A 15,809-nucleotide genomic window follows, 5' to 3' on the forward strand; every position below is an offset into this window, starting at 1 on the left:
GCTCAGCCCTCCTCCCGTGCGGTCAGCATGGCGATCGCGGCCTGACCCAGGGCGAGCCCGCCGTCGTTCGGCGGAACGGTGTGGTGGGTCAGCACCTCGAACCCGGCCAGCTGCAGCCGCTCTCGACATGCCTTGAGCAACAGCACGTTCTGGAACACCCCGCCGGTGAGACCGACCAGCCGGGTGGCGCCGGCCACCTGATCGACCACCGTGGCGACGGCGTCCGCGACGGCCCGGTGGAACGCCGCGGCCAGCGGCGCGGGCCGCGCGCCGGCGTGCAGCGCCGACACCAGCGTCCGCACCATGGGGGCGGGGTCGATCACGCCGTCGGCGCGCACCGGCAGCGGCAGCGACGGCCCGGCCTGCCCGCCCGCGGCTTCCGCCAGCGCCTCCAGCTCGATCGCCGCCTGGCCTTCGTAGTCGATGCGGTGCCGCACACCGAGCAGGGAGGCGACGGCGTCGAACAGGCGGCCCACGCTCGAGCAGGGCACGCAACCGGTCCCGGTCTCCAATTGCGAACGCGTGAGCCGCAATTCGTCCGGCGGCGCGGCGGCGACCGGCGCCAGGGCCGGGGTCCAGCCGATGCCGGCGGACCACAACTGGGACAGCGCCATCCGCCACGGGTTGCGCACCGCGGCGTCGCCGCCGGGCAGCGGCACCGCCAACAGGTGGCCCGCCCGGACGAATCGGTGGCTGTCGGTGCCCAGTTGGAGAATTTCGCCGCCCCAGATGGTCTGGTCGCATCCGTAACCGGTGCCGTCGAAGGAGACGCCGATGACGGGTTCGCCGAGGCGGCCGTGCTCGGCCAGCAGCGACACCACGTGCGCGTGGTGGTGCTGAACGAGGTGCAGCGGCCGGGCGTCGGCGCGGCGCTCCGCCCAGCTCCGGGTGTGGTATCCGGGATGCAGATCCGCGGCCAACCGCGCGGGCTCGCCACGGATTTCGCTGAGCTGGCTCACCGCCCGCTCGAACGCCCGTAGCGTCTCCCAGGTGCCCATGTCGCCGATGTGGCCGGACAGGTACGCCCGCGGGCCGTCGGTGAGGCAGAACGTGTTCTTCAGTTCCCCGCCCACGGCCAGCACCGGTGGCCCCGAGATGTTCAGGTCGACCGGCAGCGGCGCATAGCCACGGGAGCGGCGGATCGGCAGTTCGCGACCGTCTACCACGCGGACCACCGAGTCGTCGCAGGGGACGTGAATCGGGCGGTCGTGGTCCAGCGTCGCATCGCAGAGCGCCGGAAGGCGCCGGGCGGCATCGTCATCGGTGAAGCAGATGGGTTCGTCGGAGCGGTTGGCGCTGGTGAGCACGAGGGCGTCGGGTACCGGCGCGGCGGCGCCCGGCACGGGCGCCAGGAGCAGGTGATGGAGGGGGGAGTAGGGCAGCATGAGGCCGAGCAGTGGACTGCCGGGCGCGACGGCGTCGGCGACCGGGGCGTCCGCCCGGCGCTTGAGCAGCGCGATCGGGCGGGCGGGCCCGAGCAGCGCCGCCGCCTCGGCCTCGTCGACGTAGGCGTATCTGCGCGCGATGTCGAGGTCGCGGACCAGCATGGCAAAAGGTTTGCCGCCGCGGGCCTTTCGCGCACGCAGCGCGGCGACCGCCGCCCCGTCGCCGACGCTGCAGGCGAGGTGGTAGCCGCCGACGCCCTTGATGGCCACCAGGGCGCCCGCGGCCAGCGCGCGCTGGGTGGCCGCCAGCGCGGCGTCCGCCCCGTCGGTGCGGCCGGCCGCCGACGAAAACCACAGCGACGGGCCGCAATCGGGGCAGGCGATGGGCTGCGCGTGGAACCGGCGATCGGCCGGGTCGTGATATTCGGCGGCGCAGCGCTCACACATGGTGAATCCCGCCATGGTGGTGGCCGGGCGGTCGTAGGGCAACTCGCGGATGATGGTGAATCGCGGCCCACAGTTGGTGCAGGTGACGAACGGGTGGCGGTAGCGCCGGTCGCGCGGGTCGAACAGCTCGGCGACGCAGTCGTCGCAAATCGCGATGTCGGGCGGAATCGGCGTCGTCCCGCCGGGCGCGGCGCGGCTGGCCACGATCCGGAATTCGCGTCCGCGGCCGGCATCGGCGGCGAGTTCGCTGACCGTCACGTCGGTGATTCGGGCCAGCGGCGGCGCGTCGGCGCGCAGGCGCCGGCCGAATTCGGCCAGGCGTGCCCGCTCGCCCTGCACCTCGAGAAAGACGGCGCCGGAATCGTTGCCGACGAAACCGGACAGGCCGAGGTCGGTCGCGATGCGGTGGACGAAAGGCCGGAAGCCAACCCCCTGCACGACACCGGTCACGGTGAAGCGCTGCCGAATGTCGTCGTGCCGCAGCAGCAGGGGGGACGGGGTCATCTCAGCCGCCCTCCCGGAGGTCGAACGGATCCGTGCGGCCCCTGCCCATCAACTCGAGGCCGGCCATCGCCTGCTCGGCGCCCTCGCGGTCCGTCTTTTCGACGGCGAAGCCCATGTGGATGATGATCCAGTCGCCGGGGGCGAACGTCTCTTCCGGCAGCATGCCGACGTTGACCCTGCGCTGTTCGCCGGTCACGTCGACCAGCGCCAGCTGGCCCTCGTAGCCGTCCAGCATCCGGATCACTTGGCCGGGGATCCCTAAACACATGGCTCAGAGATCCTCTCGGCTGGCTGCCACCGGGCGTGACTGCAGTGCCGCGACGATCTCCTCGACGGCGCGCGCGGCGCGGGGAACCGCCCTGGCCACGGGTTCGGTGAGCCCGATGCCCTCCTCGACGCTGCCCGCCTCGCACCCGACGACGACCGTGTAGGGCGGATTGCCGCCCAGCGCCCGCAGGCTCGCGAAGACCGCGGCCGGATCCATGCTGTGGCCGTCGAAACCGATTGTGGCCGAGCTGGCTTCATGGTCGGCCTGGAAGACGTGCAACGTGCCGGGGCTGCCGCGGCTGGGCACGGCGTCGACCAGGACCAGCGTGTCCCAGTCGTCGAGCAGGTCGTAGGCCAGGTGCATGCCGCTGATGCCGTAGTCGGTGACACGGACACTCGGATCGTCCCGGGAGATCTCGGCGGTGCGGATCACTTCGGATCCGAATCCGTCGTCGCCCAGGAAGATGTTGCCGATGCCGGCTACCAGGATGCGCGCTGTCATTCCCCGGGGCCGGTCACATCCGCCTGAGCTTGAGGTAGCGGCGGGCATCGGGCAGGGATACCACCCCCAGCACCAATCCGACCGCGAGCACCAATGCGATGATCGCGACGAATATCCAACCCAGGATCTCCATCTCGAACTCCTTTCACGAGTTTGCCGGGCTGCGTTGAGCCTCCAGAGGCTCGATTTCGTCGGGGGAGAAGTACAGGTATCGGCCGTACCAGTCGTGCAGGTCGGCCGCCGGGTCATCCTCGACGACGACGCCGACGTGCTTGTTGCCCTCGACGTCTTCGTGCACGGAGGTGACGCGTGCCGTCTTGCCGGCGACGAAGATGTCCTGCGCGTCGGCGTTTCGCCTCGGCCGCAACCGGACCTGGCTGCCGCGCGCCACCCGGACGCCGTTCACCAGCACCGCGTCGATTTCCGGACGAACCGCGTTGTCGGCCAGCGGGTCCCACCAATCGATCCCCTCCGGGATCTCCGGGACCAGCCCCGGGCTCGCGTGGGGATCGCGCAGCACGCCGTGCAGGCGCGCCATGGCCTCGGGGGACATGGCGTCGCACTGGTCGATGATCCGCGCCGCGCGCGGATCGGTGGCGCGGGCCTGCGCCTTCTCCTCGTCCGTCATGGTCATCACGCGCAGGGTGAGGATTTCGTCGATCTCCGTGCAGTCGTACAGCGCCGTGTCGCTCTGTTCGGCGACCTCGGGGTGGTCGTAGAGGATGATCGGCGAGATCAGCAGCGAGTCGTGCGTGCCGGGCGGGCCGGCCAGCACCGGGAAGCAGCGGTGCTGGGCGCACCGGGACACCGCGTCGGCCGCGGCCGGCGGCGGCTCGAGCAGCGAAACGAACTGCCCGCGCCCGACTTCGGCGATCAGGTGCGTGCCGATCATCGACCGTGCGATCGCGTCGTTCTTGTCCACCGCGCCGGCACCGACGTTGCGGACCCGCACGGACACCCGGCACAGGTCGCCGTCCGCCTCGCCGGCGACCGTCAACACGCCACGCACCTCAAGTCGTTCGCGCACCAGGCGCCCACCGTCGATCGCCTCGACGTCCGTGCCCGCGTCCGCCGTCACCGACAGCGTCCAGGTTGGCCCGTCCAAGGAGACAGGGCCGAAGGACATTTCGCACTCGACCGCCTCGTCCCAGGTGAGCCACGAACCACCCGGGGTGGTCAGCTCGTCGACGGGCTCGTATTCGTTCTGGGCGACTTCCCGCTCGGCCCTTCGGTGTTGAAGCTGCAGGAACCGCACCGCCAGGTTCAGCTCCCTGGCCCCGTCGACCAGGAACTGCGCCGCCAGGCTGTCGTCCTCGCCCAGGCCCGCGTCGGCCGCACCGGGTGGTCCCAGAACGCCGAATTGCCAGCGGGATTGATTTTTGGTCGACGTCCCCCGGTAGGGGTAGAGCAGGTAACCCTCGTAGAGGACCGCGTCGGCGACAGCGCGGGCCCGGTCCCGATCCTCGGTCACCGCGCCGTCTCCCGGTCCGCCTCCAACAGTGCGGCGATCGCGTGGTCGAGATCGAGCAGCCCGTGCGCCGACTTGTAGGCGGCCAGCGCGCTGATGGTTTCGTGACTCAGCCGCAGCCAACCGGCGTTCGGATAGTGCTGGGCCATCAGTTGCCGCCACACGGTGACCGGCATGTCGTAGCGGTATTCGCAGTCCCACGGCACCTGCTGGACGGAGAAGCCGCGCTCGGATTTGACGAAAACGGTTCCGCTGAACAGGAACTGGAGCGGCAGCGCGCCTTCGCGCAACGCGTGCAGATACTTGGCGGCGGCGACCTCGAAGTCGTAGGTGCAGTCGAGGGGCAGCGCCGCCGTCGTGGTGCCGGTGAAGCCCGGCACCATCGCGGTGCAGTGCTGCCACAGGAAGGTGCGCTGGGTGCTCGCCCAGCGTTCGCGCGGGCCGAACAAATCGGTCAGCCCCGCGGCCTCGTCGTCGGAGTAGGACCGCCGCAGCGGTTCGATGCGGACCTGGCAGCGCAGGGCGATCGCGTGCACAGGGTCGTCGGCGGCTCCGGTGGTCACCGCGACGCATGCAGTCAGGACCGGGCTGACGGTGTACGGTTCGGGCGCCACGTCGAGGACCGTGAAGTCGATGTCCATCATGGCGGCGTTCCACAGGGCGATTCCACCGCGCGGGCCTGGAGGTGGGAGAAGAAGCCGTCGATGAACGCGCGGGCCTCCTGTCCCCCGTCGAAGCCACGCCACAGCATGCGCAGGCGCCCGACGAATTCGTAGCAGGCGTCGATGGGGACCAGATAGGTCTGCGGCGGGCCGGTTTCGGGGACCCGGACCAACAGCGCCTCCACGTCGTCGGCCAGCAGACCCACCCGCGCGTCGGCGCCGCTGAGCGTGTCCCAAACATCCAGCGCGAGTTCGGATTCGCACGCCCCGGCCGGGCCCGGGTAGAAGGCGACGGTGCGCCCGAGTGCGGAGTTGGTGAAGAAGAAGGCCACCCCCACGGGAATCTGCAGCGCCTCCCACGCGCGGCGGTCCAGCGCGAACTCGGGGAAGGACAGATACCGGTCGGGCACGGCGCGGTAGCGCAGTTCGGCCTGGGCGTCGGTGAACAGCAGATAGCAGGCCCGGCACACGCACATGAGCTGCCGGTCGGCCACGTTCACCACATGCTGGTGAGAATCGGCGATCGATTCCGAGCACATCTCGCACCGCTCGCCGGCCGGTTCGGGGGCCGCCCGGTTGCTGCGGATGCGGGTCAGGACGTCGTACGGGGTGGTCATGCCGGGGCGCCCATCACGTGCACCGGTTCACGGGGCGGCAGCGCCACCGACAGCACGCCGTCACGCGTCAACAGCGGAAGCGGGTCCAGGTGCGCGCCGTTGACGCCGGCACCCGCGTGCACGGCGTCGAAGTCCGTCTGGCAGCGGGGGCAACGTAGTTGCGCCCCATGCAATTTCGCGCCGGCGAGGCTGGCGTCGCAGGCCGGGCAGTGGTCCCGATATGCGAACGTCTGGTCGCCGACCCGGCACGCCAGCACGGTGGTCGCGCCGACCCGGTAACCCGCCACCTCGCCGGGCGCCAGCTCGGCCAGCTCGGGCGCGGGATGCCAGCTGCCGGACCCGTTGGAATGCACGCGCGCCAGCAGCGATTCGGCCGGGATGACGCCTGGGGTACCGGGCTCGGCCGTCACCACCTCGATCGACGAGACCTCGGGCGCCGCGGCGCGCACCGCGTCCTCGACGGCCAACTCCAGCGTCACCGCCGACGACGGACAGCTCTTGCAGCTGCCCGTGAACGCCAACCGCACGGTGTCGCCGTCGACTTCGATGAGGTCGACGTCCCCGCCGTGCGAGCCGAGGTACGGCCGCACCCGGTCCAGCGCGTCGGACACCCGGCGGTGAACGTCGTGCGGGTGCAGGCCGTGCACAAGGAGCAGGCTGGCCACCAGGTCGTCGGTGGCCAGCCGCTCGGCTGTGGCCGGGCCGCCCGCCTGCAGCAGGCACTGCATGATCCGTTGCAGCCCAGCCCCGTAGAGCCCGACCACTTCGCGGACCAGCTCAGTCGCACGCTCCTGTGCGGCCGGCCCACTGGCCGCGCAGGCATCCAGGAGGGTCTGGATCCGATCGCCCGCTGTGCGCCACCGCGCCTCGCTTTCGTCAAGGGTGTCCGGGCGATCCACCTTCACTCACTCCCCGGCGGGCGACTGTGTCGGTGTGTGCAGTCTGTCGAGGGTCTTGCCCTTACCCAGATACATGTGCACACCGCAGGGCAGACACGGATCGAAGCTGCGCACCGTGCGCATCACGTCGATGCCCTTGAAATTCTCCCGGCCGTTCTCCTCGAAGATCGGCTGGCCTTGCACCGCGTCCTCGTACGGGCCCGGCGTGCCGTAGCTGTCGCGCGGGTTGGCGTTCCACGGGGTGGGCGGGTACGGGTGGTAGTTGGCGATCTTGCCATCCCGGATCACCAAGTGGTGGCTGAGCACACCGCGGACCGCCTCGGTGAACCCGCACCCGATGGCCTCGTCGGGCACCTCGAAGCGCTCCCACGTCTTGGTGCGCCCGGCGCGGATCTCCTCCAACGCCTTCTCGGTGAAATGCAGCGCGCACGCCGCCGCGTAGGCCTGGAAGTAGGTGCGGGCCCGGTCACGCTCGATCGTGTTGCTGCCGTACTGCGGTATCTTCCACTCGAACTCCACCGGACCCTTCAGCGCGGTCTTGGGCAGGTTGATCTTGACGCTGTTCCCGGTCGCCTTGACATAGCCGATGTCGACCAGGCCGGCCAGCGCGGTAGCCCACAACCGGGCCAGCGGGCCGCCGCCGGTGTCCAGCGCCAGGTGGTCCTTGCCGTCGAACCAGCGCGGCGACATGACCCAGCTGTATTTGCCGCCGTCTAAGTCCCGCTTCTGGGGGTGCGGGTTGGTGTGCTGGTTCCAGGGGTGCCGCCGGTCGACCGCGTTCCCCAGCGGATCGGTCTTGACGAACATCTCCTGGTCGGTCCAGTCGTCGTAATACGAACTGCCCAAAAGGATCCGGATGCCGAGGTTGATGTCGACCAGCGAGTGGGTGACCAGCTTGCCGTCGACCACCACGCCCGGGGTCACGAACATCGCGTTCCCCCAGCGCTCCATGTCCTGGTACGCGAAGTTGCACACCTCGGGGTCCTGGAAGGAGCCCCAGCAGCCGAGCAGGGTGCGGCGCAGCCCGACGTTCTCGTAACCGGGCAGCGCTTCGTAGAAGAAGTCGAACAGGTCGTCGTGCATGGGCACGACCTTCTTCATGAACTCCACATAGCGCATCAGCCGCGTCATGTAGTCGGTCATCAGCTGGATGGTCGCGACGGTGCCGACCCCGCCGGGGTACAGCGTGGACGGGTGGACGTGACGACCCTCCATGAGGCAGAACATCTCTCGCGTCCAGCGGCTGACCGCCAGGGCCTCGCGGTAGAACTCGCCGGTGAACGGGTTGAGCGACCGCATGATGTCGGCGATCGTCCGGTATCCGTGCGCGCCGGCCTGCGGCGCCTGGGTCTTCTCCGCCAGGGCGAGCACGCTCGGGTTGGTCTCGGAGACCATCTTCTCGCAGAAGTCGACCCCGACCAGGTTCTCCTGGAAGATGTTGTGGTCGAACATGTATTCCGCGGCCTCGCCGAGGTTGACGATCCACTCGCCGAGGTGCGGCGGCTTGACCCCGTAGGCCATGTTCTGCGCGTAGCACGAGCAGGTGGCGTGGTTGTCGCCGCAGATGCCGCAGATCCGGCTGGTGATGAAGTGCGCGTCGCGCGGATCCTTGCCCTTCATGAAGATCGAGTAGCCGCGGAAGATCGACGAGGTGCTGTGGCACTCGACGACCTGTCGGTTCTCGAAGTCGATCTTGGTGTAGATACCCAAGCTGCCGACGATTCTGGTGATGGGATCCCAGGCCATGTCGACCAGTTGGCTGGGTTCCCGCTTGGCGTGCATGGGTTCAGGGGTGATGGTTGCCATTGCAGTACCGCTCTCCGCCCCGAGGGCTCCTGTGGTGAGAACGAAACGCGCCGACCCGGTAGCCGAGGTGGCCTACCAGGTGCGGCGCGCCCCGGTGGTTAGTTGATCGCCGTTGTGGCGCCAGCGCGGCTCCTTGTCGACGGTGCGACCCGTGATACCCCTCAAGTTGCGAATCACGGTGCCGTACAGTCCCGACGCGGTGCTCGACAACTTGCCGCCCGGCGGTTCGTCCATGAAGGGCATGAACTTGTCGGGGAAGCCCGGCATGGTGCATCCGATGCAGATGCCACCCACGTTGGGGCAGCCGCCGACACCGTTGATCCATCCGCGCTTGGGCACGTTGCACTTGACGACCGGACCCCAACAGCCCAGTTTCACAATGCATTTCGGCGATCCGTATTCGGTGGCGAAGTCGCCCTGCTCGTAGTATCCGGCTCGGTCACAACCCTCGTGGACGGTGTTGCCGAACAACCACTTGGGGCGCAGCGCGTCGTCGAGCGGGATCATCGGCGCTTGACCGGTCGCCATGTAGAGCAAGTAGGTCAGCGTCTCGGACAGGTTGTCGGGGTGGATCGGGCATCCGGGCACGCACACGATAGGAATGCCGGCCTTGCTCTTCCAGTCCCACCCGAGGTAGTCGGGCACCCCCATCGCGCCCGTCGGATTGCCGGCCATGGCGTGGATGCCACCGTAGGTCGCGCAGGTCCCGACCGCGACGATCGCGGTGGCCTTGGGCGCCAGTCGGTCGAGCCACTCGCTGGTGGTCATCGGCTGGTTGGTGGCCGGGTTGTTGCCGAATCCGCACCAGTAGCCCTCGTCCTTGAGCTTCTCGTTGGGAATGGATCCCTCCACGACGAGCACGAAGGGTTCCAGCTCACCGCGGTCGGCCTTGAAGAACCACGACAGGAAGTCGTCCGCCCCGCCATTGGGTCCGCACTCGAAATCGATTAGGGGCCAGTGCACGGCGACCTTCGGAAGCCCCGGTAGCGCGCCCAGGGCGATCTCCTCGACTGAGGGCTGGGTGGCGGCAGTCAACGCCACCGAATCGCCGTCACAACTGAGCCCCGCATTAATCCACAGAACATGGATCAACGTTTCTTCCGCTTTGACTGCTGCTTCTGTTGGCATGCTGCAGCTTTCCGGGGCCGGGCTGAGACCCCTGCGCCGCCGGAGTCGACCGTCGGCCCACTTGCGCAGCGCTAATTTTTGGGTCTACTCCTCCCCGCCGAGCGTGTCAACGGTTCTGAAGCACCAACTAGTTAGACAACCGTTGCATAGTTTTTCGCTCGGCCGCGAGCGCGATGGCGGCCCGGCCGGCGGTCTCCGGCATCATGCAAATCGCTTGCAGAACGGCCGGTCAGGCCGGCGGCTCCGCGGCGAATCGGCGCAGCCAGCCGAACCATGCGGCCATCCCGGCTACGGTGCGCGCACTCAGCGGCAGGATCCTTGCCGTCGCGTTGACCTTGCGCACGTGAGCGATGTATTCATCGACGTCCACGTCGAGGTGCGGAACCAAAGTCAATCTTGTTGCGCAGCACCACATTCACGGAACGGCACATCACCGGATACTTCAGCGGCTTGTCCTCGCCCTCGGTCACCGAGTACACCCTGGCCTTGGCGTGCTCGCCGGCGCGTCGAGGTGGCATTCGCCGCTAAATCCGTTCGCACGAGGCGTTTTTCATGAGACGTCCAGCGACGTCACCAAGAATTCGTTGCCGTGCAGCACCTCGACGTCGGAACTGTCGCACTGCGGGCACCAGATCGACCAGGCCGAGGTGATCTCCGATCGCCGGCCGCAGGCGCGGCAGCTCACCTCGGCGGTGACGCACTCGAGCTCCAGCTCGGCCTCCGGCATGTTCTCGGCGTCGCGCACCAGCGTCCAGCAGAACGAGAGCGATTCGGGCACGACCTGGCGCAGCGCCCCGATCCGCACGCGCACCACGTCGACGTGCCGGCCGTCGGCGTGGGTCTTGGCCACATCGGCGATCGCTTCGCACAGCGACAGCTCATGCACCGCCGGTCACCGGCGTCCGCCGCAGGTTCATGTGCACTGTTCTACACCCGAACGCCCAGCGCGCGCAGCGGTCTCAGGGCGAGGAGGTCCACTTCCGTTCCAGCCGGCCGTAGCGCCAGACCAGCACGGCCACCGCCCAGGTGATGACGAACGCGCCCACGACGAAATAGCCGACGGTGTTGAGGTCCAACCCGCCGATCCAGTTCCAGAACGGGCCTCGCCAGCCGAATTGCTCGGCAAAAAGCGTGAGGAGTTCGACGCTGCCGATCAGCAGCGCGACGACGACCGACAGGGCGGTGATGGTGATGTTGTAGTAGATCTTGCGGAACGGGTTGGAAAAGGCCCAGCCGTAGGCGAAGTTCATGAACGAGCCGTCGATGGTGTCGAGCAGGCACATGCCTGCGGTGAACAGCACGGGCAGGCACAGGATGGCGTACCACGGCAGTCCGGCGGCGGCGCTGGTGCCGGCCAGGACCAGGAGCGCGATTTCGGTCGCCGTGTCGAAGCCGAGTCCGAACAGCACCCCGACGGGGTAGGAGTGCCACGACTTGGCGATCGATTTGGTGAAGCGGCCGAGGAATCGGTTCATGAGGCCCCGGTTGTCGAGCTGCCGTTCCAGTTCGGCGCCGTCGGTTTCGTGGTCGTAGTCGCCGCGGCGCAGCCTGGCGAACAGCCGCAGAATGCCCACCAGCACGACGATATTGACCAGGGCGATCGCATAGAGGAACACGCCCGAGACGCCGGTGCCGATCAGCCCCGTGTAGTGGTGCAGCGCCGAGGAGTCGTCCCGGACCGGCCCGACGACCGTCTTGACCCCGGACGCCAACAGGACCGCCAGCGCGAAGACCACCGTGGAATGGCCGAGCGAGAAGAAGAATCCGACCGCGAGCGGGCGCTGCCCGTCATTCATCAGCTTGCGGGTGGTGTTGTCGATGGCGGCGATGTGGTCGGCGTCGAACGCGTGCCGCATGCCCAGGGTGTAGGCGGTCAGCCCGATGCCCACACCAAATGCCTTGCCGCCGAGGCTCAGTTGCGCGGGGGCGACCAGGGCCACCAGGGTGAGCCAGCCGATCAGATGGAGCGCGACGATGACCGCCAGCATCGAGGCGAGGCGCCACCACTCCGCCGCGGTCAACGCGCTGCGCAGCTTGGTCGTCCATGATGGCCGCCAATCGAGCTCGGTACCGGCCACTCTGGTCCTTCGGCATGAGGGAACAACCGGCACGACTGTATGTGCGGCCGCCGACTAGATGCAAGTCGGTCGCAGGAACCGCGCCACCCGATGCGGGCGGCGAATTCGGCCGAAGACTGGCGCGCCCCGCGGAGCGGCGCGACACTGGGCGGGTGACGTCCAAGCCGTCGTCTCTGGACCCCTCCGTCGCCGCCCGGATCGGTGATCTGTTGCGCGCCCGGGGCCTGCGGCGGATGTCCTCGCGGATCGAGGTGCTGGCGGTGCTCGAGCCCATCGACGGGCACCTGCCGGTCGCGGAAATCCACAAGCGGGTGCGGGCGGCGTTGCCGCACGGCGCCCACGCCCCCGACGTGGCGACCATCTATCGCACGGTGACCACTCTGGTCGGGCAGGGGATGCTGCACGCGCTCACCCTCGACGGCGGTGTCACCACCTACGGGATGGCCACCGCGCCGCACCACCACGCCGTGTGTACCGAGTGCGGCTCGATCATCGAGGTGCCCGCCCGGCAGCTCAGCTCGGCGCTAGAGCACGCGATGGCGGGCAGCTCCTTCGCGCTCTCGGAGGCCGCGGGCCTGACGCTGCACGGGTTGTGCCCCCAGTGCCAAGACGGCAAGCGGGCGCTCAAGCGTTCCGGGCGCTGATGGTCGCCTCCCCGTCTAGCACAGGTCCAGCAGCGCGTTCTCGACCACTTCCGGCAGCGCCGGGTGAATCCAGTACTGCCCCCGGGCCATCTCCGCGGCGGTGAGCCCGAAGCTCATCGCCTGGATCAGCGGCTGGATGATCGATGACGCCTGGGGCCCCATGATGTGCGCGCCCAGCAGCCGCCCGGTGCTCCGATCGGCGATCAGCTTGACTATCCCGGTGGTGTCCTCCATCGCCCAACCGTAGGCGACGCCGCTGTAGTTGTGTATCGCGACCGAGATGTCGAATCCCTTTGCCATGGCTTGGTTTTCGGTCAAACCGACGGCCGCCACCTGGGGGTCGGTGAACACCGCCGACGGCACGTAGCGGTGATCGGTGGTGACCATCGCATCGGTGTCGTCCCAGTTGCAGAGGATGTTGTGCCGCACGACGCGGGCCTCGTGGTTGGCGACGTGTTTGAGCTGGTACGGCGAGGAGACGTCGCCGAGGGCGAAAACCCGACGGGCGGAGGTGCGTTGGTATTGATCCACCACCACCCGGCCATCCTCCACGTCGACCCCGGCCTGTTCGGCGTCCAGCAGGTCGGCGTTGGAGATCCTGCCCGTCGCGACCAGCAGCAGGTCCGCTCGCAGGGTCGACCCGTCGTCGAGTCGCAGCGCGACGCCCGAGCCGTCGTTGCTGCCGCCCACGACGTTGCGGTGAGTGCGCAGTTCCCATTTGGCCGCGGCGATGCGGGTAAAGCGTTTGCAGATGGTGTCGTCGGAATACCGCAGCATGGTGGCGCCTCTGCAAACCAGCGTGACGCGCACGCCGAGGGCGGAGAAGATGTGGGCGAATTCGGCTCCCACGTAGCCACTTCCGATGATCGCGAGGTGCTCGGGCAACTCCGGGATCCGCATGATCGTGTCGCTGGTGTGATAGGCGACGCCGCAGTCGAGGATCGCGGGTGGGATCACCGGCCGCGAGCCCGCCGCGATCACCACCTGATCGGCGGTGAAATCGTCACCGGCGCCGGTGTGCAGCAGGTAACGCCCGTCGGGCTGAACCGGGCCGAATCGCACGTGCTGGCTGTACAAGTCGACGTTGGGCGATGCGCGGCGGTAATCTTCCCCGCTCATCGAGATCGGATCGATGCGCCCGAAGACGCGCGAGACGATGTCGTCCCAGCGCACTCGGTCGATGTGCGCGTCGACCCCGTAGCGGGCCGCGTCCCGGATCGTCGTGGCGACTTCGGCGGCATAGACGAACATCTTGGTCGGGATGCAGCCGACGTTGAGGCAGGTGCCGCCGAACGTGCCGTGCTCGCACAGCGCCACCCGCTTGCCGATGAAGCGATCGTCGAGAAGGCTGTTGCCCGAGCCGCTTCCGATGATCGCGATGTCGTACGTCTCCACCCCGTCACCCCTGCTTCGAAGACGTGCGGTCGGCGTTGAGGTAGTGGTCCAGCCAGCGGTCGAGCTGGCGATAGGCCGCCTGCCGCGGCTGCGGCAGCGACAGGAACACGTCGTGTTTGGCATCGTCGATCGGAACGATGGTGCTGTGGTTCCCGATGCAGCCGGCCCGCCGGGCGATCTGGGTGACGTCGAGAACCGCGTCGCCGCGCTGCATTGACGCCGCGTCGCTGGTTTCTCGCACGGTGTGATCCGAGCGCAGGATCAGGTTGGGCACCCCGACGTCGAGCCCGCGGTGTAGCCGGGCGTGGCCACGTCGGATGGCGTGCAGCCAGCCGAGCGTGATGGGGAAGCCGCCCACCGGTTTCCATTGCAGGTCGTAGTCGAACTCGCCGTGGTAGTCGCGGTGCAGCGTGGTGCCGTAGCCGCCGGCGGTGGGCGACCGGACCACGCCCTTGGACCGCACCCTGGACAGGCCCGCGATCAGCGCCGCGGTCACCGAATGGCGCAGGACGGCCGGGCCGTGCAGGTCCAGGAACGGGCTGTTGAGCACCAAACCCCCGATGCCGGCGTGCGCCGCGGCGTCGCGCCGGCGAAGCCGGTCCAGCCACAACGACACGATGAGCCCGCCGGAGGAATGGCCGTAGACCAGGACCTTGGCGGGCCGGTCCTGGTCGCGAATGGCCGCCAGCGCGAGCTCCAGCTCGGCGTCGTAGTCGGCGAGGTTGGTGATGAAGTGCGGCGTCTGACCGTCGCGGTGCGAACGACCGCATTTCTGGAGGTCCAGCGCGTAGAAGGCGAAGCCCCGGTCGGCGAAGTGATCGGCCAGCGCGGTGTTGAAGAAATAGTCGGTGTAGCCGTGCACGGCCAGCACCGCGTGGCCGGTCCCCGCGGGGTCGGTGGGCTCGCCGCGCCGGGTCAGCGTCGCGACGATCTCGCCCTCGCCGACCGGGTCGAGGCCGAGGGGGATGGTGCGCTGCCAATAACCGGGCAGGACATCGGGCACCCAGCCAGTCACCCCGCCACTCACGAAGCCAGCTTAGAGGTTTTGCTGGTCGCGGGGAGGCGCACGCCGCTCGCGCCCGGTTCCACTCGGGATAGCCTGGGGACCGGCGCAGTCGAGGGAAGGACCAGGAGCAGGTGTCGTCGCTAGCCCGAACCGCACGGACGGACGTCGTGCTGGTGGGCGCGGGCATCATGAGCGCGACGCTGGGTGCATTGCTCCGCCGGCTGCAGCCGGATTGGTCGATGACCATCGTCGAACGGCTGGACGCCGTCGCGGCGGAGAGCAGCAGCCCCTGGAACAACGCTGGCACCGGGCATTCGGCGCTGTGCGAGCTCAACTACACCCCGCAGACTCCCGACGGCTCGATCGACATCACCAAAGCGGTGCGGATCAACGAGCAGTTCCAGGTGACCCGGCAATTCTGGGCCTATGGCGTCCAGAACGGGATCCTGGCCGATACCGGCTTCTGCAACCCGATCCCGCACGTGAGCTTCGTGCGCGGGGCGCAGCGCGTCGAGTTCTTGCGCCGCCGGCAACGCGCGTTGGCCGCCAACCCACTGTTCGCCGGCACCGAATTCGTCGACGACGCGGACGAGTTCGCCCGACGGCTGCCGTTGATGGCCGCCAAGCGGGACTTCTCCGAGCCGACCGCGCTCAACTGGGCCCCCCACGGCACGGACGTCGACTTCGGCGCGCTGGCGCGCCAGCTCATCGGCTATTGCGTGCAGGGTGGGGCGAGCGCGTTGTTCGGCCACGAGGTCCGCGATCTGACCCGGCAATCGGACGGCAGCTGGACGCTGCTGCTCCGCAATCGCCGCACCGGCGAAAAGCACCGGCTGAACGCCAATTTCGTCTTCGTCGGCGCCGGCGGTGACGCGCTGCCGTTGCTGCAGAAGTCCGGCATCAAGGAGGTCAGGGGCTTCGCCGGATTCCCGATCGGCGGCCGGTTCCTGCGAACCGACAACCCGGCGCTCACCGCCGCCCACCGGGCCAAGGTGTACGGG

Annotated in this window: 16 protein-coding genes and 1 pseudogene; 2 read left to right on the forward strand and 15 right to left on the reverse strand. The window is 68.7% G+C overall.

What is annotated here, in order from left to right; translation table 11 throughout:
- Window positions 1-2: 2 nt before the first annotated feature.
- The 13 genes and pseudogenes from hypF to BRW65_RS27015 all read right to left on the reverse strand — a co-directional run bounded on the left by hypF (window position 3) and on the right by BRW65_RS27015 (window position 11,763).
- Entirely contained in the window at window positions 3-2,336 is a 2,334-nt protein-coding gene (gene hypF / locus BRW65_RS26960) for a carbamoyltransferase HypF (RefSeq protein WP_073879936.1), read from the reverse strand.
- 1 nt (window position 2,337) lies between these two features.
- A complete protein-coding gene (locus BRW65_RS26965) occupies window positions 2,338-2,604 on the reverse strand; it encodes a HypC/HybG/HupF family hydrogenase formation chaperone (RefSeq protein ID WP_073879938.1) in 267 nt (88 codons plus the stop codon).
- Window positions 2,605-2,607: 3 nt separating this feature from the next.
- Window positions 2,608-3,105 carry a hydrogenase maturation protease gene (locus BRW65_RS26970; protein WP_073879940.1) on the reverse strand — a complete coding sequence of 166 codons (498 nt, stop codon included), beginning with the start codon at window positions 3,103-3,105 and terminating at the stop codon, window positions 2,608-2,610.
- Between the two features lie 13 nt (window positions 3,106-3,118).
- Window positions 3,119-3,238: a DUF6893 family small protein gene (locus BRW65_RS33000; protein ID WP_419866291.1), complete on the reverse strand. Its 120-nt coding sequence runs from the start codon at window positions 3,236-3,238 to the stop codon at window positions 3,119-3,121.
- A 12-nt stretch (window positions 3,239-3,250) separates the two neighbouring features.
- Complete coding sequence (locus tag BRW65_RS26975) at window positions 3,251-4,576, reverse strand: hypothetical protein (protein ID WP_073879942.1); 1,326 nt, start codon at window positions 4,574-4,576, stop codon at window positions 3,251-3,253.
- A complete protein-coding gene (locus BRW65_RS26980) occupies window positions 4,573-5,217 on the reverse strand; it encodes a DUF6084 family protein (RefSeq protein ID WP_073879943.1) in 645 nt (214 codons plus the stop codon). Before BRW65_RS26980 ends, BRW65_RS26975 begins: the two co-directional genes overlap by 4 nt.
- On the reverse strand, window positions 5,214-5,852 hold the full coding sequence (locus BRW65_RS26985; RefSeq protein ID WP_073879944.1) for a DUF5947 family protein: 639 nt from the start codon (window positions 5,850-5,852) through the stop codon (window positions 5,214-5,216). Before BRW65_RS26985 ends, BRW65_RS26980 begins: the two co-directional genes overlap by 4 nt.
- Window positions 5,849-6,757, reverse strand: coding sequence for a NifU family protein (locus BRW65_RS26990; RefSeq protein ID WP_073879945.1), 909 nt, complete (start codon window positions 6,755-6,757; stop codon window positions 5,849-5,851). Before BRW65_RS26990 ends, BRW65_RS26985 begins: the two co-directional genes overlap by 4 nt.
- Window positions 6,758-8,557 carry a nickel-dependent hydrogenase large subunit gene (locus BRW65_RS26995; RefSeq protein ID WP_073879946.1) on the reverse strand — a complete coding sequence of 600 codons (1,800 nt, stop codon included), beginning with the start codon at window positions 8,555-8,557 and terminating at the stop codon, window positions 6,758-6,760.
- 72 nt (window positions 8,558-8,629) lie between these two features.
- Window positions 8,630-9,685: a hydrogenase expression protein HypE gene (locus BRW65_RS27000; RefSeq protein ID WP_073879948.1), complete on the reverse strand. Its 1,056-nt coding sequence runs from the start codon at window positions 9,683-9,685 to the stop codon at window positions 8,630-8,632.
- A 229-nt stretch (window positions 9,686-9,914) separates the two neighbouring features.
- Window positions 9,915-10,185: pseudogene (locus tag BRW65_RS27005) on the reverse strand (hydrogenase nickel incorporation protein HypB); the annotation flags it as partial.
- A gap of 50 nt (window positions 10,186-10,235) precedes the next feature.
- Window positions 10,236-10,571, reverse strand: coding sequence for a hydrogenase maturation nickel metallochaperone HypA (locus tag BRW65_RS27010; protein ID WP_073879951.1), 336 nt, complete (start codon window positions 10,569-10,571; stop codon window positions 10,236-10,238).
- A gap of 73 nt (window positions 10,572-10,644) precedes the next feature.
- Window positions 10,645-11,763 carry a HoxN/HupN/NixA family nickel/cobalt transporter gene (locus BRW65_RS27015; RefSeq protein ID WP_073879953.1) on the reverse strand — a complete coding sequence of 373 codons (1,119 nt, stop codon included), beginning with the start codon at window positions 11,761-11,763 and terminating at the stop codon, window positions 10,645-10,647.
- A gap of 152 nt (window positions 11,764-11,915) precedes the next feature.
- Here BRW65_RS27015 and BRW65_RS27020 point away from each other — a divergent pair, with 152 nt between their 5' ends.
- On the forward strand, window positions 11,916-12,407 hold the full coding sequence (locus BRW65_RS27020; protein WP_073879955.1) for a Fur family transcriptional regulator: 492 nt from the start codon (window positions 11,916-11,918) through the stop codon (window positions 12,405-12,407).
- Between the two features lie 15 nt (window positions 12,408-12,422).
- On the opposite strand, the gene mtr is transcribed toward BRW65_RS27020, so the two are convergent.
- Together mtr and BRW65_RS27030 are read right to left on the reverse strand one after the other, a co-directional pair.
- Window positions 12,423-13,802, reverse strand: a complete 1,380-nt coding sequence (gene mtr / locus BRW65_RS27025) for a mycothione reductase (RefSeq protein WP_073879957.1) — start codon at window positions 13,800-13,802, stop codon at window positions 12,423-12,425.
- Window positions 13,803-13,806: 4 nt separating this feature from the next.
- Complete coding sequence (locus BRW65_RS27030; protein ID WP_073879959.1) at window positions 13,807-14,817, reverse strand: alpha/beta hydrolase; 1,011 nt, start codon at window positions 14,815-14,817, stop codon at window positions 13,807-13,809.
- A gap of 122 nt (window positions 14,818-14,939) precedes the next feature.
- On the opposite strand from BRW65_RS27030, the gene BRW65_RS27035 reads away from it, so the two are divergent.
- Window positions 14,940-15,809, forward strand: an 870-nt coding sequence (locus BRW65_RS27035) for a malate:quinone oxidoreductase (RefSeq protein WP_139273247.1), incomplete at its 3' end; no start/stop codon positions are given.

Origin of the sequence: Mycobacterium paraffinicum (assembly GCF_001907675.1) — a bacterium.
GTDB lineage: Bacteria > Actinomycetota > Actinomycetes > Mycobacteriales > Mycobacteriaceae > Mycobacterium > Mycobacterium paraffinicum_A.